The following is a 22934-nucleotide window of genomic DNA, read 5'->3' as shown; positions in this document are numbered from 1 at the left end:
GTTACTCCTCAGAGTGTTTTTGCTTACTATGCCGTTATAGGCAGGAATAATTTTCTAGAGCAGAATGATCTCCTCAGCGGTGTTGATCTCCGGCAGTCCGGCCAGCTTCACCAGGACCTCCTTCGGCACACCCTTATCAACGGTCAGTAGCATAATGGCAGCTCCGCCGATGATCGTACGGCCAACCTGCATGGATGCGATATTGACGCCGTTCTCGCCAAGCAGGGTGCCGACGAGTCCGATGATACCCGGCTTGTCATTATGCGAGATCACAACCTGATGGCCTTCCGGAGCAATATCGACCGGGAACTTGTTGACCTTAACAATCCGTTCGCCATAGCCCTGCAGCAGGGTACCGGCGACCAGACGCTCTTCATCATGCTCAGCCTTGAGTGTTACCGTGATGAGGTTGGTGAAGCCTTTGGTTTTGGAAGCCTTGGTCACCACTACATTCACATCACGGGTCTTCGCCAGATGCATCGAGTTGACGATGTTCACATCTCCGGCAAAGTGGCGGGTGAGCACACCTTTGACGACATAGCGGGTAAGCGGCTGGGTATCCACATCCGAGAGATCACCGGCATATTCCACATGGATCTCGCGGATCGCTCCGTCCGTAATCTGCGTAGCGAAGCTGCCCAGCTTCTCGCCGAGGGTGAAGTACGGCTGCAGCTTGTTCATCACGCTAGGTGCAACCGGCGGAATGTTCACCGCGTTGATGAACGGTTCGTTGCGCAGGATATGAAGGACCTGCTCGGATACATCGATGGCTACGTTCTCCTGGGCTTCAATCGTCGAAGCACCCAGATGCGGAGTCACGATAATCTTCGGATGTGTAAGGAACGGGTGGTCTGCTTCAGGCGGCTCCTTCTCGAAGACGTCGAACGCAGCACCGGCTACAATACCGCTGTCAATCGCTTCTACCAGCGCCATTTCATCGATGACACCGCCGCGGGCACAGTTGATGATGCGCATGCCTTTTTTCATCACTTCGAATTGCGGACGGGAGATCATGTGGCGGGTCTCCGGGGTGAGCGGTGTGTGAACGGTGATGAAGTCTGCACCGCGCACAATGTCGTCTACCGAAGCCAGCTTCACTTCCATTTTCTCTGCACGGTCAGCTGTCAGGAACGGGTCATAGGCCAGGATGCTCATGCCGAAGGCTTTGGCGCGCTTGGCCACCTCGCTGCCGATCCGGCCCATGCCGAGTACGCCCAGTGTCTTGCCGCGCAGCTCTACGCCGAGGAAGGTTTTTCTGTCCCATACGCCGGAAATTGTCTTCGCATAAGCTTGAGGAATATGACGGGCCAAGGCCATCATCATGGCAAAAGCATGTTCACAGGTCGTAATGGTATTGCCGTCCGGAGCATTGATAACTACTACACCGCGCTGCGTGGCTGACTCCAGCTTGATGTTGTCCACGCCGACTCCGGCCCGGCCGATAACCTTGAGATTAGTACCGGCGGCGATAATTTTGTCCGTCACGGTAGTCTGGCTGCGAACGAGTAAGCCGTCATATTCGCCAATGATTGCAACTAGCTCATCTTCACTTAGTCCTGTTTTCTTGTCTACAGTCACATCGCTTGCGTCCATCAATTGCTGAATGCCCAAATCGCTGATCGGATCCGATACTAATACTTTAAACATGGTCTCTTGTCCTCCTTCAAATGGGAAAGCTATTGTATATGCCAAGGATCACCGGGTAAGGCAATCCGCAGTACCAGAACTTACAAGAGCGTAATAAGCAGCTTGACAACGGGGTAACGCGCTGTCGCACAAAAGAAACAGCATGCAGAAGTACCGGATTCACGGGTAGATGGCAATAAAAAAACTCCCAACCCCCATACTACTGCCGTAGTAAGGGACGAGAGTTCTCGTGGTACCACCCTAATTCACTGCGACGGTTAAGAAGCAGCCTCATTGGCCTGCAAAGGCCACACTGGTAACGGAGTGATCCGATTGTATCTACTCTTGTGTTCAATACAATATCTCAGGAGCGCTAAAGATTAATGTCCGCCACCGGTTCTCACCACCCACCGGCTCTCTGAAGACTGCAAGTAATCTTTGTTCCATCATCGGTTTTGCTTGATTAATTTGTCATAATGTAACATGGTGATGCCAAGTGTGTCAATAGGATTCTTCTGCGCGGGTCCGCCTTGAAGTGGACCGTAAATTTCGTTATGATGCAATAACTGGTCCTACTCGTAGAAGAAAGGGAGCTGCGGCATGATCTCTTTACCGTAATACTGTTCCCGCCACTTGATGAAGTCCTGCTCCTGCACCGCACCGGTGGAGATGAGCAGGGTGACGGAGGACTGGATATCATTCAGCTTCAGCGAGCTGGCGGTCCCGGAGTAGATCATGTCATCAATCTTGGCAGTGATATCCTGCGGATCATATCCGGCGTAGATGCCACGGTTGAGCATGATATTGGCGATGGAAGCATTCTTGAGCAAGAGCGGCATTTTTTTCCACTGAATGAAAGAGAGTGTCTTCAGTTCACCGGACTGCTGCGGAATGGACGGGTGGGTCTTCGACCCCCATTTCAGCATGGAATCATAGAAGTTCTTCTGGGCGAGCAGCCCGAATCTCACGGCACTGGTTGTGAAGTTGTCGCTTCTCAGCACTTTAGCGGCTTCGGCGCCGGAAGCTCCCGCAGTCACCTTACTGGAGGCTTGGGAGAAGAGTGTGAGACTCTTAAGAATATTGAGCTGAGATTCATAGAGCATCGGCGAATTGGTGAAGAGCGAATCCTGGGTTACCTTATCATACTGCTTGTCCGCGAGAATACTCAGATTCTTCAATGTTGCCGCATTCTGGCGTGCATCCGTGCTGCGAGCAAGAACGCCCACCTGTTCGTTCCAATTGCGCTTGAATTCCCGGTAAGGCAAAAATACGTTATGATAAAAGGTGACAAGATCCTGCTGCTGGTAGGAGCCGGAGAATTCCTGGGCGCTTGGGTGGTCCTTCAGCTGTGAATACTTGGCCTCTGTCTTGTCAGCTCCAACCTTGACTCCCGTGAAAAATGAAGCGAATGCGGATATTAGAAAAAACAAAAAACCTAGTGTGTACATCATTTGAGTGCGGGAGGTACGGCTGTTCATGATTAAGTGCTCCTTCGTATAGGTAAATTAACTTATGTAAAAACATTTATAGAACAGGCAGGTTATAATGAAAAAATTCAAATTGGGTGACATCAAAATTAAAAAGGCCGATCCACAGCAGTTAACAGACAAGCTGTTACTCATTAATCTGTACATTACTCAGGGCCTTACCTTATTTATCGGTTTGATATGGATATTATTACAGAAAAGAAATCCTATTCACATATTAAATTTTCCGGATAGTGTACATTTCGTGTATTGGGGCCTTGGCCTTGCCGTTATTATGCTTGCTGTTGACTTCCTGCTGACCCATATTGTTCCTGAAGACAGCATGGATGACGGGGGGATTAATGAGCTACTGTTCGGCAAACGGCCGCTGTGGCATATTGTGGTCATTTCGGCGGTGGTTGCGGTGTGTGAGGAGCTGCTCTTCCGCGGAGCGATCCAGCATTCTCTCGGGCCTTACTGGACGAGTATACTGTTTGCCGTTATTCATGTCCGTTATCTGCGGCACTGGATTCCAACGGGCTGGGTCTTCCTCAGCAGCTATGGTCTTGGACTTATCTACATCCATTCGGGCAGTCTGTGGGCACCGATATTGTGCCATTTCCTTATAGATTTGTTCTCCGGTATGGTTATTCGTTACAGGAGGGTATCATGACAGAACAATTAAGCCGGGTAAGGTCCCGCCAGAAACAGCAGAAGAGAGAACAACAGCCTCCGGCCAGAGCGGGCAAGCGTCAGCCGGCTTCAGGGGCAGCAGAAGAGCGTGCGGGAAGTCCGGTACCGGTGGCAGGGACCCTGTCCAGAAAGGAGCGCTTATCCGGGCGCAGGGCCTCCGGGAGGCCGGAGCGTGAGGCGGCACAGCAGGAAGGGGAGCAGACTCCGTCGCGTGCGGAGAGCTATCCGTCAGAGAGAATCCGGTTCAGCAAAATGTTCATCAATTCGCTGATTGTTGTATTTCTGATGCTGCTGGGCTTCCTCCTGTGGTGGGGAATTAACGGGGCGCCGGATCTGGGCAGCCTATGGAGTTGACTACGGTGCTCCTGATTGTATTAGGTGTGAGTCTTGGGGGAGCAGGGGGCATGGGTCTCCTTATGGTTGCTGCTGCCTTCAAGAAACGGTTGAATCATCAGGATATTGTACTGGAGCGGCTTCCTGCCGCGTTCGACGGCTACCGGATACTGCTCATTACGGATATTCACCGCCGCCGTCTGCCGGAGGAGATGCTGACCCCGCTGCGGGGGAAGGTGGACGCTGTCTTCCTGGGCGGTGATATGACGGAGAAGGGCGCTTCCATAGAACGCCTGTTGAACAATATGACTCTGGCCGCTTCGGTTGCGCCTGTATATGCCGTACATGGGAATCATGATTACAGGGCGAATATCAGTCTGGTGGATAACATCATCCGGGGAAGCGGAGCCAGGCTGCTGGTGGATGAGAACTGCGTCATTGAGCGGGACGGTGCGCAGTTTATTCTGACCGGGGTGGATTTCCCGCGGCAAGGCGGCAAGAAGGCCTATGGGCCTCTGCCAGCTGTGGCGGATGCGGAAGCCTTCCGGATCATCCTCGTGCATGATCCGCTCTGGCTGTCCCGGCAGCAGGAGATTCCGGCTGACCTGATTCTGGCCGGGCATACCCACGGAGGGCAGGTTGTACTGCCCCTGATCGGGAACCGGCATACCGATGAGTTCTACCGCCGATATAATGCGGGGATGTATGAGATCCCCCGGAGCTATAATGCGGGTCTCCCGCCGCTAAAGATGCTGATCAGCCGGGGGTTCGGTACGGCGCATCTGCCGCTGCGCTGGCGCAGTCCGGCCGAGATGCATGTGCTGACCCTGCGCTGCGGACAGCAGCACTCCGGATCGCAGAGATTCAATGTGATGAACCCATAAGCATGACAAAAAACCGGCTGCCCTCCTAACGGGGCAGCCGGTTTTGCTTGTTCATTCAGATCTTAGCGCATCTTCAGCTCAATGCTGCGCGGATCTACAAAGCTGTAGCCCTTGCCCTCAAGCGTAGTCAGCAGAGTGTCAAGTGCCTCTACCGTCCAAGGCAGCTCATGCATCAGGATATTGCTGCCGGAATGCAGCTGATCGGTTACATTCTTGATCAGCTTCTCCGTTTTGCCTGCATCCTTGGCCTTCATCTCCCAGTCAAGGGAGCCATTGGACCAGGTCATATAGAGCATGCCGTTTGCAGCGGCGATTTTTTTGCCTACATCACCGCCGGCACCGTGCGGCGGACGGAAGAAGTGAGGGGTCTCACCGGTGATTTCCTTGACGATTCTTTGAACATCCTCAATCTGCTTCTTCACTTCGGCTTCCGGCTTATCCTTCAGCACGATGTGATCCCAGCTATGGTTGCCGAGTACGCCGCCCCGCTTGTGGATCAGCTCCAGCAGCTCGGGATGCTCCTTCACCCGGTACCCGTTGACGAAGAAGATCGCTTTGGCCTTGTGCTTGTCCAGTGTATCCATCAGCGGATTGATTAATTCCGCTTCCTTCGGCCCGTCGTCGAAGGTCAGCAGGACTACCTTCTTATTCGTGGCCGGATCATTCGGGACAATGTCATAATTCTTGTTCATATGATACAGCAGCGGAACCTGCGCATCGCTGGCTGCCGCAGGCGTGGCCTCCGGTGATGCAGTTGCCTCAGGTGCAGCTGATGCTGTTACCTCAGGTGCAGGAGATGCGGCTGTCTCCGCCGCCTCTGTTGCTGCCGCTGGCTGTGGCGTCTTCTCCGCCGCCTGGCTGCCTGTATTTCCACTGTTGCTGCAAGCTGACAGCAGACAAGCCGCCAAAAGCAGCGTTATTGTTGCTTTACCCACTTTTTTCATCTCGCTTTCTTGTTGTTTGGCTGTATGAGCGGCTACCTTTCCGCGAACACTAAGCATGATTTTACCATACAAGGAGGTTGGAGATATGAATACTTCGTCATTTCTGTGCGGGGTGCTGATTGGTGCAGCCGCCAGTATGATTATGTCCAAAAAACGCAGCGCCATGATGTCTGCCTTACTGCACTCGAACGGTTCTTCCTATAATGCGGGTGACAAGGCCAAGGACAAAATTATGGGGATGGCCATGACCGGCTTCGGCAGCACGGCAGCGGGCAGCAGTCATGAACACTCAGGCTCTCATGTATCCGGCGGTGGCGATCATAGCGGTGGCGATCATAAAGAGGATTCCCCGTTAAAGTCCAAAGAATCAAATCTGAACATGCTGAAGGATTTTATCCGCAGCAACCCTGATGTGAAGCATGAAGTCGAGCAGATTCTCAAAGATACTCATACCGCCATACCGGGTTTGTAACCGGATTTAACCGCTGCAGAATCATTTTGGCGATGCCGGCATCGCTGAAGTGATTCTTTTTTAATATGGCTTTACATATAATGGGCAGCAAATTGGGCTGAATCTATATTTATTTACGTGCATTTGTAGCTTCAAAATGATAACATACATACATAGTAACCATTTTTGGCTCATTACTCGGGACTCATCATACATTAATATTAAATGAGCTTGCAAAAGGAGGATCCTGTCATGAGAATAGAGCGATTAAGTCAAGATAAGATACGGATTTTCCTCACTTTTGACGACCTGAGCGAGCGGGGCATCCAGAAGGAAGACATGTGGCAGGAGGTTCCCAAGGTGCACGACCTCTTTACGGAAATGATGGATCAGGCGTACAGCGAGCTTGGTTTTGACGCTACGGGTCCGCTTGCCGTGGAAGTGTTCGCATTGCCCGCGCAAGGCATGGTCGTTATTGTGACCCGGGGGAAATATGATCACCATCAGTACGGTGGGGCCGGGGAAGATGAATTGCCTGAAGAGATTTACGAAATGGAAGTTACTCTTGAACAAAGCGACTCCATTGTATATGCATTCCGCGATTTCGAGGTTCTGGTGGAAGCGGCTCATGTGCTCATCGGCAATATTACTTCTCAAGGACAACTGTATTCTTATAATGATAAATGGTACCTCTACTTCGATCCGAAGGAATTTGAAGAGGCTGCACTGTCAGGGCTGGTAGGCGTGCTCGCTGAATTCGGAGATTCCTCTCCGGTAACTCAGGCTGTTCTGGCCGAATACGGCAAGACGGTTATGGCGGAGAATGCGATTCAGACGCTGTGCAATCATTTCAAACGCCAGGAATAAGAGGTAGCGGGAAGGTACCAGTCCGGCCATAACGGCTTCAGCAGAGATTAGGTATTAGCGCAAGGGAGGCTATTCGGTGCTTTTGTTATCGGTCATTTCGTCAGCAGTTGCACCGGGACTTGCGCTGCTGACTTTTTTCTATCTGAAAGACAAGTATGATCAGGAACCGCTCCATATGGTGCTTAAGGTGTTCCTGCTCGGCCTGATGATCGTGCTGCCTGTGATGATTATCCAGAGGGGACTGGTGCTGGGGCTGGACGGCGGTCCTTATGTGGATTCCTTTCTGATCTCAGCCGGGGTGGAAGAGGCCCTGAAGTGGTTTGTGCTGTACCATATGATTTACAATCATACCGAATTTGACGAGCCCTATGATGGAATACTATATGCCGTAGCGATTTCGCTCGGCTTCGCAACAATAGAGAATGTAATGTATGCATGGTACAGCAATGCTTCAATCGGCACCATGATTCTAAGGGCGCTGCTTCCAGTCTCCGGACATGCCATGTTCGGGGTAATTATGGGCTACCATATGGGCAGAGCCAAGTTCTCCGGCGGGGTCAAGACCCGTAAGATTCTGCTGATTTCATTGCTTCTGCCCTGGCTGTGGCATGGAATCTATGATTTTCTGCTCGCGACGACAGCTAACTACTGGATCTGGTTTATCGTGCCCCTGATGGCGGTCCTATGGTATAGAGGCATGGGGAAGGTTGCGCGGGCCAACAGCCGTTCCCCGTTTCGCTTTTTGAAGCGTGAGGAAGAGGTTAACCTATAATCGAGATGGACACACTTAATCCTACAGGGCAGTTCCTTAAGGCAAGGAATTCCAGAAAGGAGAGAGAGGTGTCTTTTTTTGCGAGTAAAAGTTCGGATTGTCTGCAAGCAGTGCGGCGAAACCTACATATTAAGAGGGAACAAGGAGCAGGGGGTTGTCCAGACCGGCTTCAAGCAATGTCTGTGCAGCTGTGTAAGCGGCTTCGAGATTGAGGAACGGGCCTAAAGACCGGATTCTTGAAAAAGTGCATAAGTCTTCTCAGTTATTGTCAAACTAACGGCAATAAGCTACTGAAAGGAGCTATGCGGACCTATGTACAAAAGATTAAGTGCCATAATGTTCCCGCTTACCGCACTCTTGCTGCTTGGAGCGCTCGTCTGGGGGTATCAGGAGAATCAGGAGAAGAATTCGATTCTGATCAAAGCGGAGAATCAGTATCAGCGCGCATTCCATGATCTCTCCTTCCATGTGGAGCGGCTTCACGGTGAGCTTGGCAATACGCTTGCGGTGAACACTACCTCTAACGGAATGCACCGCAAAGGACTGGTCAATGTATGGCGGATTACCAGCGAGGCGCAGAACGAGATCAATCAGCTGCCGCTGACGCTGCTGCCGTTCAGTGAGACGGAGGAGTTCCTCTCTAAGATCTCTAATTTCTCCTACAAGGCTGCGGTGCGTGACTTCACGAAGAAGCCGCTGACAGAGGGGGAGATGGCGAATCTGAAGACGCTCTACCAGAATTCGGCTGAAATCTCCAAGGACCTGCAGAAGGTTCAGGACAAGGTCATCGGCAAAAAGCTGCGCTGGATGGATGTAGAGACTGCACTGGCTACAGAGCAGAAGGCCGAAGACAACACGATCATCGACGGATTCAAAACCGTGGATAAACGCGTGGCGGCATACCCGGAGCTGGACTACGGACCTTCGGTTGCAAGTATCTATGATAAGCGGTCGGTGAAAAAGCTGGGCGGCAAGCCGGTTACCGCTGACCAGATCAAGGGCAAGGCGATGAAGTTCGCAGAGCTGGGCGGGAAGGCACAGGTGAAGATTCAGGAGAATGGGAAGGGAACGGAGTGGGCTTCTTATACAGCCACTGTGACTTCCAGTGACCATAAGGAGCCGGTCTCGATGGACTTCACGGCGGAAGGCGGACTGCTGATCTCTTACAACGACAACCGCGAGGTAGGGCCTGCCAAAGTATCCATGAAGCAGGCTGTGGAGAAGGCGGGTAAGTTCCTGGAGAAGAAGGGCTATCCCGGCATGACCGCAGTCAGTGCGGACCGGTACGATAATCTGGGCAATCTGACCTTTGTCAGCAGCCAGGACGGCGTGCTCATCTATCCCGAGAAAATGACGGTTCGTGTCGGGCTGGATACGGGGGAAGCTATAGGGTTTCAGGCGAGCGACTATGTGAATGAGCATAAGGAGAAGCGTGTGCTGCCGAAGCCGAAGCTGTCCCTGGCTGAAGCCAGAGCGATGCTTAACCCGGAGTTCAAGGAGCTCTATAACCGGCTGGCCTGGATCGAGAATGAAGATGCGGTGGAACTGCTGACCTATGAATTCGGGGGCAAAATCAACGGCTCACAGTTCAGGATTTATCTGAATGCCGATGACGGTAATGAGGAGGCGGTGGAACAGATCCGCACCTCCTCGGGAGCACAGGATAAATAGCCGGACTTTCCATGGGGACAGCTAAACCGGTTCTATAAAGAAGACGCATTTCCGGAAACGGAGGGCGTCTTTTTTTTGATGCTGAAACTATGGACTGCAAGCCGGTTGCGGCTGTTGGCGTTCAACGCCTAATAATATTTCTGACCTGCCTCAAGAGGGCATGCTATAATCGGTTTAGCATTTATTACTAACTCAAGCGGCGGTGACAGGTTTGTATCCCAAAATCAATGAATATCTATACCTCCAGGTCGCATCCAGCGATGCGGCAGAGTCTGAGATCCAGTACCGGGCAAGGATTGCTGATATGGAGGACGAGAGCATCCTGATAGAAATCCCCATGCAGGAGAGTAACGGCCGGCTTAAGAAGCTGTTCATCGGTGACGAGCTGTCGGTCTATTTTCTCACAGAGGGCGGCATTAAGAATTATTTCAATACTCATGTGCTCGGCTTCAAGGAAGATGTCATCCGGATGGTCCGGCTGCGCAAGCCTGCGGCGGAGTCCATCTTCAAAATTCAGCGCCGCAGCTTCTTCCGCGTCAATGCGGAGCTGGAGCTGGCCGTGAAGGATGCCCTGGGCAGCCGGTTTCTGGTGCGCACCGAGGATATCGGCGGCGGCGGGACATCATTCTTAAGCGATGCCAAAATTACATTAGAGGTGGCCGACAAGCTGGCCTGCTGGCTGCTCGTCTCCTACCGCAACGGAAGCACGGAGCATGTTAATTTCGAAGGCGAGATTGTACGGATCAAACCGCTGGAGACCGGACGGAATCTGGTCATGGTTAAATTCTCGGCCATTTCCGATTCGGAGCGGCAAAAAATTATCCGGTACTGCTTTGAACGCCAATTCGATTTCCGCAACCGCTGATTCCCTGCGCAGGAATCTTCAAGAGGGCCCTGAATCAGCTTTTTTCTCCCTAAAAAACCTCAATGTCATTTTGCACTGGGGTTCAAACTGTGGTATAATTTTATAAGTCGCAGGCAATGCCTGCTTTTTTCTTGAGAATATCAGCAAGTTCCAAGAGAGATATGTCGATATGCGTATTTCTGCGGAAGAGTGTTTGAGGAGGAATGCCCCGTTGGACAGGCAGGATACACATACTAACGACCGAATTAACGTCGCCATCGACGGACCTGCCGGGGCAGGCAAGAGCACTGTAGCCCGATTGGTAGCACGGGAGCTGTCTTACATTTATGTAGACACGGGTGCCATGTACCGGGCAATCACCTGGTATATGCTTCGTGAAGGCATAGCTGCAGAGAATCATGAGCTGGTGGACCGGAAGGTCCAGAATATGGCGATTGAGCTTCTGCCTGAGAAAGATGTGCAGAAAGTGCTGATTAATGGGGAAGACATGACCCCGCATATCCGCAGTCTTCAGGTCAGCGGCCAGGTGTCGCAGTATTCGAAGATTGAGGGTGTTAGATCCAGACTGAGTCACTTGCAGCGTCAGATGGCGCTCCGCAAGGGAGTCGTGATGGATGGCCGGGATATCGGTACAACCGTACTGCCGGATGCCGAAGTGAAGATTTTCATGACGGCAAGTGTGGAGGAGCGTGCTCTCCGTCGTTACAAGGAACTGAAGGATACGGAAACAGTGACTCTCCAGCAGCTTGAACATGATATTGCAGCGCGGGACCGGCTTGATGAAGGCCGGGAGATTTCACCGCTGTGCCGTGCCGAGGATGCTATTCTTCTGGATACGACGCATATGGATATCCTTCAGGCCGTGGAAGCCATCGTCTCCCACTGCAGAACCTATGTTAACGGGGAGAGAAATCATCTATGATTTATGCATTTTGCGTGGCCTTGCTTCGTATGATTTATGCCATACTGTTCCCGCTCAAGATTGTGGGAAGAGAGAATGTGCCGAAGGAGGGTGGAGTCCTGCTCTGCGCGAATCACATCAGCCTGCTTGATCCCATGACGATCGGCATTAAGCTGAAGCGACAGGTAAGATATATGGCCAAGGCGGAATTATTCAATGTTCCGGTGCTGGGCTGGCTCATTAAGCAATTGGGCGCATTTCCTGTCAAGCGTGGCGGCGTAAGCAAAGAATCCATTAAGACGTCCCTCAATACGCTTCGCAGCGGACATGTGATGGGCATCTTCCCGGAAGGGACGCGGAACTCCGATTCAGGTTCAGCCAAGAAGGGTGCGGCAAGCTTCGCGCTCCGCAGCGGCGCAGCCGTTGTGCCGGCAGCCATTATCGGGTCCTACAAGCCGTTCCGCCGGATGACTGTTGTATATGGGGCACCCATAGACCTCAGCGCATTTGAAGGTGCGGGAAGTGATTCTCTGGACGCTGTAACCGATGTTATTATGGGACGCATCCATGAAATGATCAGTACCGGCAAGCCCAGTTCGCGGTAAGTCCGGGAGTCAATTTTCTGTTTCTGTGAATAGCTTATAAATTACAGCATAACCGCTATTTTTTGGAACATACTAATCAGCAAAGTGAAATGGTTTAACGAAGCAATGATTGTTTTGAACCCTGCTCTACGCGGGTTTAAATAAATGGGGTTTTGAATCGAGGAGGGTAATCACATGTCTGAAGAAATCAAGAATCAAGAAGCTGCGGATAACGTTGAGAATAACGAGACCGTAGATAAGGCAGAAACTGTAGAATCCGCTGTTACCGAATCTGCAGAAGTTGTTGCCAGCAATGAAGAAGAAGTGACAAGCCAGGAAGGTCTGGAAATCATTTCTCTGAAAAAAGGCGATACCGTGAAAGGAACAATCGTCAAAATTGAAGATAACCAAGCTTATGTAAGCATTGGATATAAATACGACGGCGTTATTCCTATTCGCGAATTGTCTTCCGTTCAGCTGGACAATGCCGCAGCAGCGGTAGAAGTCGGCCAGGAAGTGGAATGCAAGGTTGTCAGCATCAACGACAACAAGGAGAGCCTGGTGCTGTCCAAGCGTGCCATCGACAGCGAGAAATCATGGGAAGATCTGGAGAAGTATTTCGCTTCCCAGGAATCCTTCGAAGTTACTGTAGCTGATGTTGTCAAAGGCGGCCTTGTGGCTGACGTTGGCGCACGCGGCTTCATCCCGGCTTCCATGGTTGAGCGTCACTTCGTTGAAGATTTCAGCGACTACAAGGGCCGCACACTGCGTGTCAAAGTGAAAGAGCTTGACCGTGAGAACAGCAAGGTAATTCTCTCCGCCAAAGAAGTTCTGGAGGAAGAATTCGAAGCTAACAAGCAGAAGATTATGGCTGAGCTGTCTGAAGGCCAAATCATCGAAGGTACGGTTCAACGCCTGACTCAATTCGGCGCATTCGTTGATGTTGGCGGCGTAGACGGACTGGTTCACGTATCTGAGATTGCTTGGAACCACGTAGAGAAGCCATCCGATGTTGTATCCGAAGGCGACAAGGTTCGCGTGAAAGTACTTAAGGTTGATCCTGAAAAGGGCAAAATCAGCCTCAGCATCAAAGCAGCTGCTCCGGGTCCTTGGGATTCCGCAGCAGGCAAGATCAACATCGGCGATGTAGTTACAGGCGAAGTTAAGCGCCTTGTGAACTTCGGCGCATTCGTTGAACTGCTGCCAGGCGTTGAAGGCCTTGTGCATATCTCCCAGATCTCCCACAAGCACATTGGCACTCCGCATGAAGTGCTCAAGGAAGGACAGGAAGTACAAGTGAAAGTGCTTGACTTCAACCCATCCGAGAAGCGCGTCAGCCTGAGCATCAAGGAAACTGAAGAAGCTCCGGCTCCTTCGGCCAGACCAGAACGCAGCAACAGCAGAGACAGAGCGCCTAAGGAAGTGCTGAACAATCCTAACGTATCGCTCAGCAACGAAGGCCTCAGCTTCACACTGGCTGAACGTTTCGGCGACAAGCTGGACAAATTCAAGGGTAACAACTAATCCCTTTGTTATCTCATCATAACGGGTAAAGTAATCGGCGAGCCCTCGATCAGAGGGTTCGCCGATTGTCTGTTCCAGGGCATACAGGATAGCGGCAATACATGGGTAAGACGGTTAGCCAATTGGAATGTTTTTTGCTATGATGAGTAACGTAAGGAAGACAGGAGGAATGAATATGGCAAGACCCGTAGTGGCCATTGTCGGCAGGCCTAACGTCGGAAAGTCGACGATCTTTAACCGGCTGATTGGCGATAGACTGGCCATCGTAGAAGATAAACCGGGGATTACACGTGACCGGATATATGGAGTCTCCGACTGGAACGGTAAATCCTTCAGTGTCATTGATACTGGCGGGATTGAGATTGACGGAGAAGACGCTATTCTGAAATCCATCCGCGTTCAGGCGGAGCTGGCGATTGAGGAAGCGGATGTGATCGTCTTCATGTGCGAGGCGAAGAGCGGACTCACGAGTTCGGATGAGGAAGTGGCGCAGATTCTGTTCCGTTCCGGCAAGCCGATCGTTCTGGCTATCAACAAAGTGGATAACATGAAGCGCACCGAAGATATTTATGAATTTTATACCCTTGGAATCGGTGATCCGATCGGCATTTCAGGAAGTCACGGAACCGGAATCGGCGATCTGCTGGACGCGGTTGTTGAACGTCTTCCGGATAAAGTGGATGAGGAATATGATGAAGATGTCATCCGTGTAGCCTTGATCGGACGTCCGAATGTGGGTAAATCCTCACTGGTTAATGCCATTCTGGGCGAAGAACGCGTTATTGTCAGTGATGTTGCGGGGACTACACGCGATGCGATTGATACGCCGTTCGAACGGGATGGTCAGCGTTATGTGCTGATCGATACAGCGGGCATGCGCAAACGCGGCAAGGTCTATGAGAACACGGAAAAATACAGTGTAATGAGAGCCATGAAGGCGATTGAGCGTGCTGATGTTGTACTCGTTGTAATCAACGGCGAAGAAGGCATTATCGACCAGGACAAGCATATTGCCGGGTATGCCCATGATGCGGGCAAGGCTTCGGTCTTTGTTGTCAACAAATGGGATGCCATTGAGAAAGACGACAAGACGATGCAGAACTTCGAACGCAACATCCGCGATCACTTCCTGTTCATGAGCTATGCTCCAGTGGTATTTCTGTCTGCGCTTACGAAACAGCGTCTGCAGAAGCTGCTGCCTGTCGTGCAGCATGTCGCCCAACAGCACGCCCTGCGGATTACCACCCATCTGGTGAATGATGTGGTATCGGATGCCGTGGCGATTAATCCTCCGCCTACGGACAAAGGCCGCCGTCTGCGCATTAACTATGTCACCCAGGTGGCAACGAAGCCGCCGACCATCGTGGTATTCGTCAATGATCCTTCGCTGATGCACTTCTCCTACGAACGTTACCTGGAGAACAAGCTGCGTGCAGCGTTCAATTTCGAGGGTACACCGATCCGCCTCTTTACACGGCGCAAATCCGAGAACGAAGGTTAGGGGAGAAGAGTAGTGGCGTTTGAACTTCTGGTTATCGTTATAAGCTATCTGCTTGGCTCCATCAGCTTCAGTGTACTGCTCGCCCGGCTGCTTAAGGGGATTGATATCCGCCAATATGGAAGCGGCAATGCGGGTGCGACCAATACACTGCGTGTGATGGGGAAGGGACCGGCCATACTGGTGCTGTTTCTGGACGTACTGAAGGGAATTGCCGCAGTCTGGCTTGGCACATGGGCCGGGGGATGGGGAAGCTGGGTCGCAGTGGTCTGCGGACTGGCTGCCATCATCGGGCATAACTGGCCGGTCTATTTTCATTTTCGCGGGGGGAAAGGGATTGCAACGACGATTGGAGTGATGGCTACACTGGTATTCTGGCCTGCACTGATTGCCGGGGCGATTGCCATTCTCGCTATTATACTTACACGGTATGTCTCGCTGGGCTCGCTGATCTTTGTGGCTCTGACTCCAGTGTGTCTGCTGTTCACAGAGCATACGACCCCGGAGCTATGGGGAAGCCTGGTCATCGTAGTGTTCGCCTTCTGGCGTCACCGCAGCAACATCGTGAAGATCTCGCAGGGCCGTGAGAACAAAATCGGCTCCAAAGCCAAGGAGGGGAATCGCGTTGTCTGATAAAGTAACCGTGCTGGTCGCGGGCAGTTGGGGAACTGCGCTGGCTACTGTGCTGGCGGCTAACCACTCGGAGGTTTATCTGTGGACGCGAAAGCCTGAGCAGGCTGCCGAGATTAACGAAGCACATACGAATCATCATTTCCTGCCGGGGGTTAAGCTCCCTGGAAATATTATTGCCACCACTGACATGGAGACTGCCGTCTCCGGTTCGAAGGCGGTAGTCATTGTGGCGCCTTCTTCCGGAGTGCGTCAGGTGGCGCATAGCCTTAAGCCGTTCTGGAAGGAAGATATGCTCTGCATTCACGCCACGAAGGGCTTCGAGACCGAGACCATGAAGCGGATGTCCACAGTGATCTCGGAAGAGCTGGGCTGCAGCGAAGGCGATATTGTGGTGCTCTCCGGGCCGAGCCATGCTGAAGAAGTGGTACGGCTCTGTCCGACCACGGTCGTCGTGGCTTCACCGGATGAGAGCCGTGCCAAGGCGGCGCAGGGGCTGTTCATTAACAACGACTTCCGTGTGTATACCAACAGGGATCAGCTAGGGGTAGAGCTGGCTGGTGCACTGAAGAATATTATCGCGCTGGGTGCGGGGCTGTCCGACGGGCTGGGGTTCGGGGATAATGCGAAGGCGGCACTGCTTACCCGCGGCCTGGCCGAGATCTCCCGGGTCGGGGTAGAGATGGGTGCGAATCCCTTAACCTTCTCCGGCCTTGCCGGACTTGGTGACCTGGTCGTAACGGCAACAAGCCAGCACAGCCGCAACTGGCGCGCCGGCTCCATGCTGGGCCAGGGCCAGCCGCTGAATGAGGTGCTGGACTCGATGGGGATGGTTGTCGAAGGCATCCGGACGACGGAGGTGGCTTATGCGATCTCGCTGAAGCTGGGCGTACAGATGCCCATCACCGACCAGATTTATCATGTGCTGTTCAAGGGCAGAACACCGCGTAATGCGGTGGAAGCCCTGATGGGCCGTGACCGTAAGACGGAGATGGAGGCCATTTCCCAGGAGACCTGGGAGCAGTGGCATTCCTGATCACGTTCACCTTTTGCCGGAATATCTCATATGTTGTTAATGGGGATTGACGGAGGAGGGATGAACAGTGAGCAGAGATTTTTCCAAGGATGCTTTGAACGCCATCAACAAGAAGACGGGCAAAAACATTTCGGAAGGTGCCATCAAAAAGCTGGCCGGTACGGTTAAGCCGGGCACCACACAGAATGAAGCCCAGCTCCGCCAGTTAATTAAACAGGTATCAGCTATGGCTAAAGTGCCGGTCAGCGAGGCTACAGTGCAGGAGATCGTCAATGCTGTTAAAAAAGGCGGCGCCGGTTCCGGTACGATGGAGTCTTTAATGAAAATGATGCTGAAAAAATAGCATATCCGTGAAGTAAGCCATTCCTGCCGGGATGGCTCCTTTTCAGACTGGGCATAACTCCGGAAGGTAAGCTGATTCCGTGGTTGATGCCCTTTTTTCCATAGCCAGGGGCTAATCTGTAAATTAATACTTAAAAAATGACGGATTTCACGCTATAATAGTCGCAATCCGGGAAAAGTGAAATGGAGGCGCATGACCTATGGACCCGATGACAAAAATGTGGCTGTCTCTGATTGCGGTACTGATTATGGGCTTATCCGTTTTTTTGATTACTTTTGCACGCAGCAAGACGAAGGGACTGCTTAGAGCTGTTTTATCGGTCATTGCTTTTGTCATCCTGCTGATCGGAGTTCTGGGCGGGGCTGCTTCAATTATGTAAGCATTTACATTATACTCAGGCAGACGTATTTCTGACAGAATCGTTAGTTGATTTTACAGGAATGGGGCGTGTGTAGTTTGATGGCCGGTTCAGGAATTCCTTATGTGCTGGAGACGGCACTGGGCAGCATAGCGCGGGAGTTGGATGTGATCGGGCCGGGTAAGCCGCCGGTGTGGCTGCTGGGGGGAAGCTGCGGTCTGCTGCTGCACGGGGTTCAACTGAGTGCTGCTCCGCGCGATATTGACCTCTATTGTGATTTGGAGGATACCGCGCAGCTTCATCGGGCACTGCTGAGATACACTGTCTGCGCACCGGGGGAGGATTATAGCGGAGGCTGTTACTCTCTGCGCGGGCTCTACTTCATCGGAGAGGTGAAGGTTGAGCTGGTGGGCGGATTCAGGATCGGCAGCGGCTCCGGGCAATATTCAGTGGATATCAGCAAGCTGCAGCCCTATGCCCCGGAATGTACGTTCGAAGGGAGCGGCCGCCTGGCCCTGATGCCGCTTGTCCATGAGCTGATCTTCAATCTGCTGCGCGGCAGGGAAGAACGCTGCCGGGCGATTGCGGAGCTGATGAAGCAGGATGTAGCCGGTCATCTGCCGCTTCTGGAGCAGCTCATTGAAGAGAATCATCTGGAAGCCGACGGCCTGCAGTCTAGGCTGGACGAGCTGCTGGGGATATCCGAATCTATACGTATATAACCTGATTTCAAGGAAGGAGGCTGTAAGATGAATGCGAAATCGCAAATAACGGTCACTTTCCTTCCGGAACAACGCACAGCTTCTGTCAAGCATGGGGTTACGCTGCTGGAGGCTGTGCGCAAAGCCGGAATCGTCCTGCCTACCCGCTGCGGGGGCAAGGCGGGATGCATGATGTGCAAAGTGTCCGTAGAGCGTACGGATGCCGCGGGACTCAGACCTCCTGCGGAGGCGGAGAAGCGCAAGCTTGGCAGCCTGCTGGATGAAGGCGTCCGCCTGGCCTGTCAGGCCGCTGTATGGGGCGACGTCCAAGTGCATATTCCCGAGGACCCGCTGAAGGCGGCTGTACGCCGCAGACTGGAAGCGGCGCGCCGTGGCGAATCGGAGGACTTATGGTGATGGTTACTCCCGGCGCAAATGCAACCCTAAACGAACAGAGAGGAGCCCTGCGAGTGGACTCCATGCATCTGGTGAAGCTCCGGCAGAGCCGGCACAGGTCTGCGCTGCTGCTGCCGCTGCTTGTCCTGCTGATCTTGTCTCTAACCGGCTGCATGTATCCCCGGGAGCAGCAGCAGCCCGGCAGCAGTTACCGCGAGAGTGTGAAGCGGGTGCAGGCGGCGGTCGATGATTATCAGGAGCAGAAGGGGCTGCTGCCGATCTTGACCAGCGATCAGGACACGCCCAGATACGAGAAATTCGTGATTGACCTGAATAAGCTGCAGCAGGAAGGGTACCTGGACGAGATCCCGGCAGCAGCGTTCGAGAAGGGCGGGAGCGCCCATTTTCTGGTGCTGGATGAGGAGACGGACCCACAGGTCAAATTAATGGACCTGGTGACCGTGCAGAAGGTTAACGATATCCAGCGCAAGGTGAACCTCTATAAGTCTGCGCACGGCGGGAAGCTTCCGGCAGGGGAGGAGCTGTATCCGGGCCTTGTATCTATCGATGCCAAACGGGCAGGGACAGGGACAATCAAGCTAAGCAGCGTATATTCGGGCCAGCCGCTCGGGCTCCTGATGGATCGCAGCGGGGCAGTCTATGTTGATTACGGTGCGGATATCTCCTCTGCCATTGATAAGAACGGGAGCAGTCCGGCGGCAGACCGTGACCTGCGTCTGGAGCTTACGCAGGCCTCCTATTATGTCCCCGTCAAGTCTCTCCCTTATCTGTGGGTGGATGGCCGTCCCCTCCCGCAGGCTCCGCAGGAATAGCAATATACTATTATAAATTAAGGCAGCAGTTCTCCGAGAGCGGGGGCTGCTGCTTTTTTGTATGGGGAGTCTCAGAATGGATAGTAGTTCTAGGCCGCAAGCCGCCCTCATAGACTTGATGAGAAGACTTCCGGGTGTCTTGACGCAGTGGCGAGCTAGTGGCGAGCTAGAGCGGGTATACGAAATTTCAGATGCAAAAATGCGCGGACGCTGGTCATAAATCCGTTACGGATACATATGATGATACTAGTCCAAATGCATGTCCGAGCATTCGGAGTTTAGCGCGGGGCAACCTTGCTTCGCCTCAGGCAAGTAAGCTAGGCTTCGGGCGGGCAAAGCTTAGTCCGGTGGTTGTCCTGCAAGGGTCAGTTTGCCGGCGGAACGCGAAGTCGATGCTCTTCAGGCATTTTTTCTTCGGAGTAATATGAGGAGGGGATCTCTTTTGGAAAAAGTGGATATTTTCAAGGACATTGCCGAGCGTACCGGCGGAGACATTTATCTTGGCGTCGTCGGCGCGGTTCGCACGGGGAAATCGACATTCATCAAGCGCTTCATGGAAACGATTGTTCTGCCGAACATCACGAGTGAAGCAGACCGGGTAAGAGCGGTCGATGAGCTGCCGCAAAGTGCGGCAGGCAAAACTATTATGACTACCGAGCCTAAATTCGTACCCAACAATGCGGTGCAGATTAAGGTGGCCGAAGGCCTGGAGGTTAACGTCCGGCTGGTCGATTGTGTAGGCTATGCAGTGGAAGGCGCAAAAGGGTATGAGGATGAGAATGGTCCGCGGATGATCTCGACCCCATGGTTCGAGGAACCGATTCCTTTCCAGGAAGCGGCTGAAATCGGGACACGCAAGGTCATTCAGGAGCACTCGACTCTGGGTGTGGTAGTGACTACCGACGGTACGATTGCCGAGATTCCACGGAGCTCGTATGTCGATTCCGAAGAGCGCGTGATCGCAGAGCTGAAGGAGGTCGGCAAGCCGTTCGTGCTGGTCATCAACTCCACCCGGCCGCGCAGTGAGGAAGTCCAGCAGCTCCGCAGTGAGCTTGCCCTCAAATATGATATTCCGGTGATGACGCTCAGCGCTGCGAATATGACCGAGGACGATGTGACTGGTGTCCTGCGCGAAGTACTGTATGAATTTCCTGTACATGAAGTTAATGTTAACCTGCCGAGCTGGGTGATGGTGCTGGGCGAGAATCACTGGCTGCGCAGCAGCTATGAGAATTCTGTCCGTGATACCGTGAAGGATATCCGTCGTCTGCGCGATGTGGACCGCCTGGTCTCCCAGTTTACCGAATATGATTTCATCGACCGGGCAGGCCTCAGCGGCATGAACATGGGCCAGGGGGTTGCCGAGATTGACCTCTACGCTCCCGAAGAGCTGTATGATCAGGTGCTGATGGAGGTAGTCGGGGTCGAGATTCGCGGCAAGGATCACCTGCTCCAGCTGATGCAGGACTTCTCCCACGCCAAGCGTGAATATGACCGCTTCTCGGAAGCGCTGGAAATGGTTAAGACCACGGGGTATGGCATCGCCGCACCTTCTCTGGCTGAGATGGCGCTGGATGAGCCTGAGCTGATCCGCCAAGGCTCCCGCTTCGGAGTCCGGCTGAAGGCTACGGCGCCGTCGATCCATATGATCCGGGTGGATGTAGAGTCGGAGTTCTCGCCGATTATCGGTACAGAGAAGCAGAGTGAAGAGCTGGTGCGCTACCTGATGCAGGACTTTGAGAATGACCCGATCAAAATCTGGGAATCCGATATCTTCGGCCGGTCCCTGCATTCCATAGTCCGTGAGGGCATTCAGGGCAAGATCGCGATGATGCCGGACAATGCCCGCTACAAGCTGCAGGAAACGCTGGGCCGGATTATCAACGAAGGTTCAGGCGGCCTGATCGCCATCATCCTCTAAATGAAATAGGCTTGTCCTTTGGAGCGGGAGCTTTTCCCGCTCTTTTGCTCTTTCCGGGCCCTTTCGCTGCTAGAGTGGAAAAGGGGAATTCTCCCTGGAAAGCTTCCGCTTTTACGGCATAACTGGTAGTAATAGACTGCGCAATTGCAGCGGAATGAAGGGAAACCTGCTACTTTCTGCTCCTTTTTTGAGGAACGCCTTGATATTATGGTTGGGCTGTATTACTATAAGTTTGTTGCGCTTCTAGAAGAGAGGCGCCAGTTTCTAGCATTAAACGGGATTATCACGTATATTTTACGTTGAAACGGAAAGAGTGTATGATACCGGAACTTTTAACCAGGGAGGTGAGAAGACATGAATAAATCAGATTTGATCAACGTAGTTACAGAAGCAACTGAACTTCCCAAAAAAGACGCTACGAAAGCGGTAGATGCTGTTTTTGAAGCTATCACAGGTGCACTGCAAAGCGGCGATAAGGTTCAGCTGGTTGGATTCGGAAACTTTGAAGTGCGCGAACGTTCCGCACGTAAAGGCCGCAACCCGCAGACTGGTGAAGAAATCGAAATTCCTTCAAGCAAAGTACCGGCTTTCAAACCCGGTAAAGCGCTGAAAGACGGAATCAAATAAAGATTTCTACATATCTGCCCCATAGTCCTTGAATACCAACGATGCCGCCTTCCAGGGCGGCATTTGTTTTTGAGAGAGGCTCATAAACTTTGAGGAGGATTACAATGACTGAGAAGAAGAATGAAGTGAATCCTGCACCGTCCGGCAGCGACTATATCGTAGTCAAGGCCAAGGAGAACGGTGTTCAGGTCATCGGGCTGACCAGAGGGCTGGACACACGGTTTCACCATACGGAGAAGCTGGACAAAGGCGAGGTGCTCATTGCCCAATTCACCGATCACACCTCAGCAATGAAAATCCGCGGCAAGGCTGAAATCTGGAGCAAACACGGACAATTAGAGAGTGAAAGCTGAAAAGCAGGCATAGCCTGCTTTTTTTCAAAATATAACTAGATATGGGCCGCTCTGCGGTGCCGTATAATCCTGCATAGCAGCGGAAACTATGAGTAGGGAGGCATGTTATGAACCGGAGCTGGCTGATCGGAACGGCGTTGCTGCTTAGTGCAGCTACTACCCTGCTGCTGCCGCAACTGGCCGGCAACGTTATAACTGCCCAGAGTAACTATAGCGCAGTACAGACGATAGGCCCGGATGGTCTGGTACTGGAGAATGACAATCTGGTAGATGCGCTCAGTGAGATTCCCTTCAGTCTGATGATTGACAAGGCAGGCTGGGAGAACGGGGTATTGTCTATGGATCTCAAGGTGAACGGTGATGCCCACGAACCGCAGGAGCTGTACCGCAACATGGCTCTGGCTATCGGGTTCGCGATTCAGGAGACTTCGAACGTAGACCAGCTGCTGCTGCGTGTGGTGGCAGAGGATAGGTGGCTGGATACCCGCCGCCTGCTCCTTGCCGGTGATATCCGCCGCAGCGAGTGGAGCCCCCTGCTGCAGGAGGCGCTGGAGAACGCAGGCAATTCGCCTCTTCCCGATTCGCTGAAGAACGGCTTCCGCATTAGCGAAAGCGAGCTGTGGAAAAAGCAGTTCATTTATCCCTGAACCGGGTAAT

At 52.7% G+C, this 22934-nt stretch carries 27 protein-coding genes and 1 other annotated feature; of the genes, 24 read left to right on the top strand and 3 right to left on the bottom strand.

Annotated features, from left to right (window positions below):
* Window positions 1-54: 54 nt before the first annotated feature.
* Together serA and NST26_RS20900 are read right to left on the bottom strand one after the other, a co-directional pair.
* On the bottom strand, window positions 55-1647 hold the full coding sequence (gene serA / locus NST26_RS20905; RefSeq protein ID WP_036727344.1) for a phosphoglycerate dehydrogenase: 1593 nt from the start codon (window positions 1645-1647) through the stop codon (window positions 55-57).
* Between the two features lie 210 nt (window positions 1648-1857).
* Window positions 1858-2085: a binding site (T-box leader), on the bottom strand.
* A gap of 113 nt (window positions 2086-2198) precedes the next feature.
* Entirely contained in the window at window positions 2199-3104 is a 906-nt protein-coding gene (locus tag NST26_RS20900) for a hypothetical protein (protein WP_036727342.1), read from the bottom strand.
* A gap of 67 nt (window positions 3105-3171) precedes the next feature.
* On the opposite strand from NST26_RS20900, the gene NST26_RS20895 reads away from it, so the two are divergent.
* The 3 genes from NST26_RS20895 to NST26_RS20885 are packed head-to-tail and all read left to right on the top strand — an operon-like array spanning window position 3172 to window position 5002.
* Window positions 3172-3765, top strand: coding sequence for a CPBP family intramembrane glutamic endopeptidase (locus NST26_RS20895; protein WP_036698166.1), 594 nt, complete (start codon window positions 3172-3174; stop codon window positions 3763-3765).
* Window positions 3762-4139, top strand: coding sequence for a hypothetical protein (locus NST26_RS20890; RefSeq protein WP_209870031.1), 378 nt, complete (start codon window positions 3762-3764; stop codon window positions 4137-4139). Before NST26_RS20895 ends, NST26_RS20890 begins: the two co-directional genes overlap by 4 nt.
* Window positions 4140-4189: 50 nt before the next feature.
* A complete protein-coding gene (locus NST26_RS20885) occupies window positions 4190-5002 on the top strand; it encodes a metallophosphoesterase (RefSeq protein WP_340979736.1) in 813 nt (270 codons plus the stop codon).
* A 62-nt stretch (window positions 5003-5064) separates the two neighbouring features.
* On the opposite strand, the gene NST26_RS20880 is transcribed toward NST26_RS20885, so the two are convergent.
* Complete coding sequence (locus NST26_RS20880) at window positions 5065-5937, bottom strand: polysaccharide deacetylase family protein (RefSeq protein ID WP_036727396.1); 873 nt, start codon at window positions 5935-5937, stop codon at window positions 5065-5067.
* Window positions 5938-6031: 94 nt separating this feature from the next.
* Between NST26_RS20880 and NST26_RS20875 the strand changes: the two genes are divergently transcribed.
* From NST26_RS20875 to NST26_RS20775, 21 genes are all read left to right on the top strand, one after another.
* Window positions 6032-6418: a hypothetical protein gene (locus NST26_RS20875; protein WP_339249358.1), complete on the top strand. Its 387-nt coding sequence runs from the start codon at window positions 6032-6034 to the stop codon at window positions 6416-6418.
* A 231-nt stretch (window positions 6419-6649) separates the two neighbouring features.
* Window positions 6650-7264, top strand: a complete 615-nt coding sequence (locus NST26_RS20870; protein ID WP_036698160.1) for a genetic competence negative regulator — start codon at window positions 6650-6652, stop codon at window positions 7262-7264.
* Between the two features lie 76 nt (window positions 7265-7340).
* Window positions 7341-8036 (top strand): glutamic-type intramembrane protease PrsW, encoded by a 696-nt coding sequence (gene prsW, locus NST26_RS20865; protein WP_036727336.1) that lies wholly within the window; start codon window positions 7341-7343, stop codon window positions 8034-8036.
* 78 nt (window positions 8037-8114) lie between these two features.
* Window positions 8115-8261: a hypothetical protein gene (locus NST26_RS20860; RefSeq protein WP_179090427.1), complete on the top strand. Its 147-nt coding sequence runs from the start codon at window positions 8115-8117 to the stop codon at window positions 8259-8261.
* Between the two features lie 87 nt (window positions 8262-8348).
* Window positions 8349-9707 carry a germination protein YpeB gene (gene ypeB / locus NST26_RS20855; RefSeq protein WP_340979735.1) on the top strand — a complete coding sequence of 453 codons (1359 nt, stop codon included), beginning with the start codon at window positions 8349-8351 and terminating at the stop codon, window positions 9705-9707.
* A gap of 211 nt (window positions 9708-9918) precedes the next feature.
* Window positions 9919-10572 carry a flagellar brake protein gene (locus NST26_RS20850; RefSeq protein ID WP_209870023.1) on the top strand — a complete coding sequence of 218 codons (654 nt, stop codon included), beginning with the start codon at window positions 9919-9921 and terminating at the stop codon, window positions 10570-10572.
* Between the two features lie 211 nt (window positions 10573-10783).
* Window positions 10784-11494: a (d)CMP kinase gene (gene cmk, locus NST26_RS20845; protein ID WP_036727330.1), complete on the top strand. Its 711-nt coding sequence runs from the start codon at window positions 10784-10786 to the stop codon at window positions 11492-11494.
* Window positions 11491-12078, top strand: coding sequence for a lysophospholipid acyltransferase family protein (locus NST26_RS20840; RefSeq protein ID WP_036727329.1), 588 nt, complete (start codon window positions 11491-11493; stop codon window positions 12076-12078). Before cmk ends, NST26_RS20840 begins: the two co-directional genes overlap by 4 nt.
* Before the next feature lie 174 nt (window positions 12079-12252).
* Entirely contained in the window at window positions 12253-13581 is a 1329-nt protein-coding gene (rpsA, locus tag NST26_RS20835; RefSeq protein WP_076079166.1) for a 30S ribosomal protein S1, read from the top strand.
* A 175-nt stretch (window positions 13582-13756) separates the two neighbouring features.
* Window positions 13757-15082 (top strand): ribosome biogenesis GTPase Der, encoded by a 1326-nt coding sequence (der, locus tag NST26_RS20830; protein ID WP_036698150.1) that lies wholly within the window; start codon window positions 13757-13759, stop codon window positions 15080-15082.
* A 12-nt stretch (window positions 15083-15094) separates the two neighbouring features.
* Entirely contained in the window at window positions 15095-15712 is a 618-nt protein-coding gene (plsY, locus tag NST26_RS20825) for a glycerol-3-phosphate 1-O-acyltransferase PlsY (RefSeq protein ID WP_036727324.1), read from the top strand.
* Complete coding sequence (locus NST26_RS20820; protein ID WP_036727323.1) at window positions 15705-16745, top strand: NAD(P)H-dependent glycerol-3-phosphate dehydrogenase; 1041 nt, start codon at window positions 15705-15707, stop codon at window positions 16743-16745. The genes plsY and NST26_RS20820 overlap by 8 nt, the downstream gene beginning before the upstream one ends.
* 67 nt (window positions 16746-16812) lie before the next feature.
* A complete protein-coding gene (locus NST26_RS20815) occupies window positions 16813-17088 on the top strand; it encodes a stage VI sporulation protein F (RefSeq protein WP_036698146.1) in 276 nt (91 codons plus the stop codon).
* 199 nt (window positions 17089-17287) lie between these two features.
* On the top strand, window positions 17288-17467 hold the full coding sequence (locus tag NST26_RS20810; protein WP_036698144.1) for a DUF2768 family protein: 180 nt from the start codon (window positions 17288-17290) through the stop codon (window positions 17465-17467).
* An 80-nt stretch (window positions 17468-17547) separates the two neighbouring features.
* The gene (locus tag NST26_RS20805; RefSeq protein WP_339249345.1) at window positions 17548-18168 is read left to right on the top strand and encodes a hypothetical protein; all 621 of its coding nucleotides are present in this window, start codon (window positions 17548-17550) and stop codon (window positions 18166-18168) included.
* 27 nt (window positions 18169-18195) lie between these two features.
* Window positions 18196-18564: a 2Fe-2S iron-sulfur cluster-binding protein gene (locus tag NST26_RS20800; protein WP_036727321.1), complete on the top strand. Its 369-nt coding sequence runs from the start codon at window positions 18196-18198 to the stop codon at window positions 18562-18564.
* Between the two features lie 62 nt (window positions 18565-18626).
* A complete protein-coding gene (locus NST26_RS20795) occupies window positions 18627-19376 on the top strand; it encodes a DUF3939 domain-containing protein (RefSeq protein ID WP_339257539.1) in 750 nt (249 codons plus the stop codon).
* A 442-nt stretch (window positions 19377-19818) separates the two neighbouring features.
* Window positions 19819-21297 (top strand): stage IV sporulation protein A, encoded by a 1479-nt coding sequence (gene spoIVA / locus NST26_RS20790; protein WP_036727319.1) that lies wholly within the window; start codon window positions 19819-19821, stop codon window positions 21295-21297.
* 354 nt (window positions 21298-21651) lie between these two features.
* Window positions 21652-21924 carry an HU family DNA-binding protein gene (locus NST26_RS20785; RefSeq protein WP_019909963.1) on the top strand — a complete coding sequence of 91 codons (273 nt, stop codon included), beginning with the start codon at window positions 21652-21654 and terminating at the stop codon, window positions 21922-21924.
* Between the two features lie 104 nt (window positions 21925-22028).
* On the top strand, window positions 22029-22277 hold the full coding sequence (gene mtrB, locus NST26_RS20780) for a trp RNA-binding attenuation protein MtrB (RefSeq protein ID WP_051478165.1): 249 nt from the start codon (window positions 22029-22031) through the stop codon (window positions 22275-22277).
* 107 nt (window positions 22278-22384) lie between these two features.
* Window positions 22385-22924, top strand: coding sequence for a hypothetical protein (locus NST26_RS20775; protein WP_209870010.1), 540 nt, complete (start codon window positions 22385-22387; stop codon window positions 22922-22924).
* The last annotated feature ends 10 nt before the right edge of the window (window positions 22925-22934 follow it).

The sequence above is a fragment of the Paenibacillus sp. FSL R7-0128 genome (assembly GCF_038002245.1).
GTDB lineage: Bacteria > Bacillota > Bacilli > Paenibacillales > Paenibacillaceae > Paenibacillus_AQ > Paenibacillus_AQ silagei.
The sequence above is the reverse complement of the archived record's forward strand: the minus strand, read 5'-3'. Positions and strand labels throughout refer to the sequence as shown.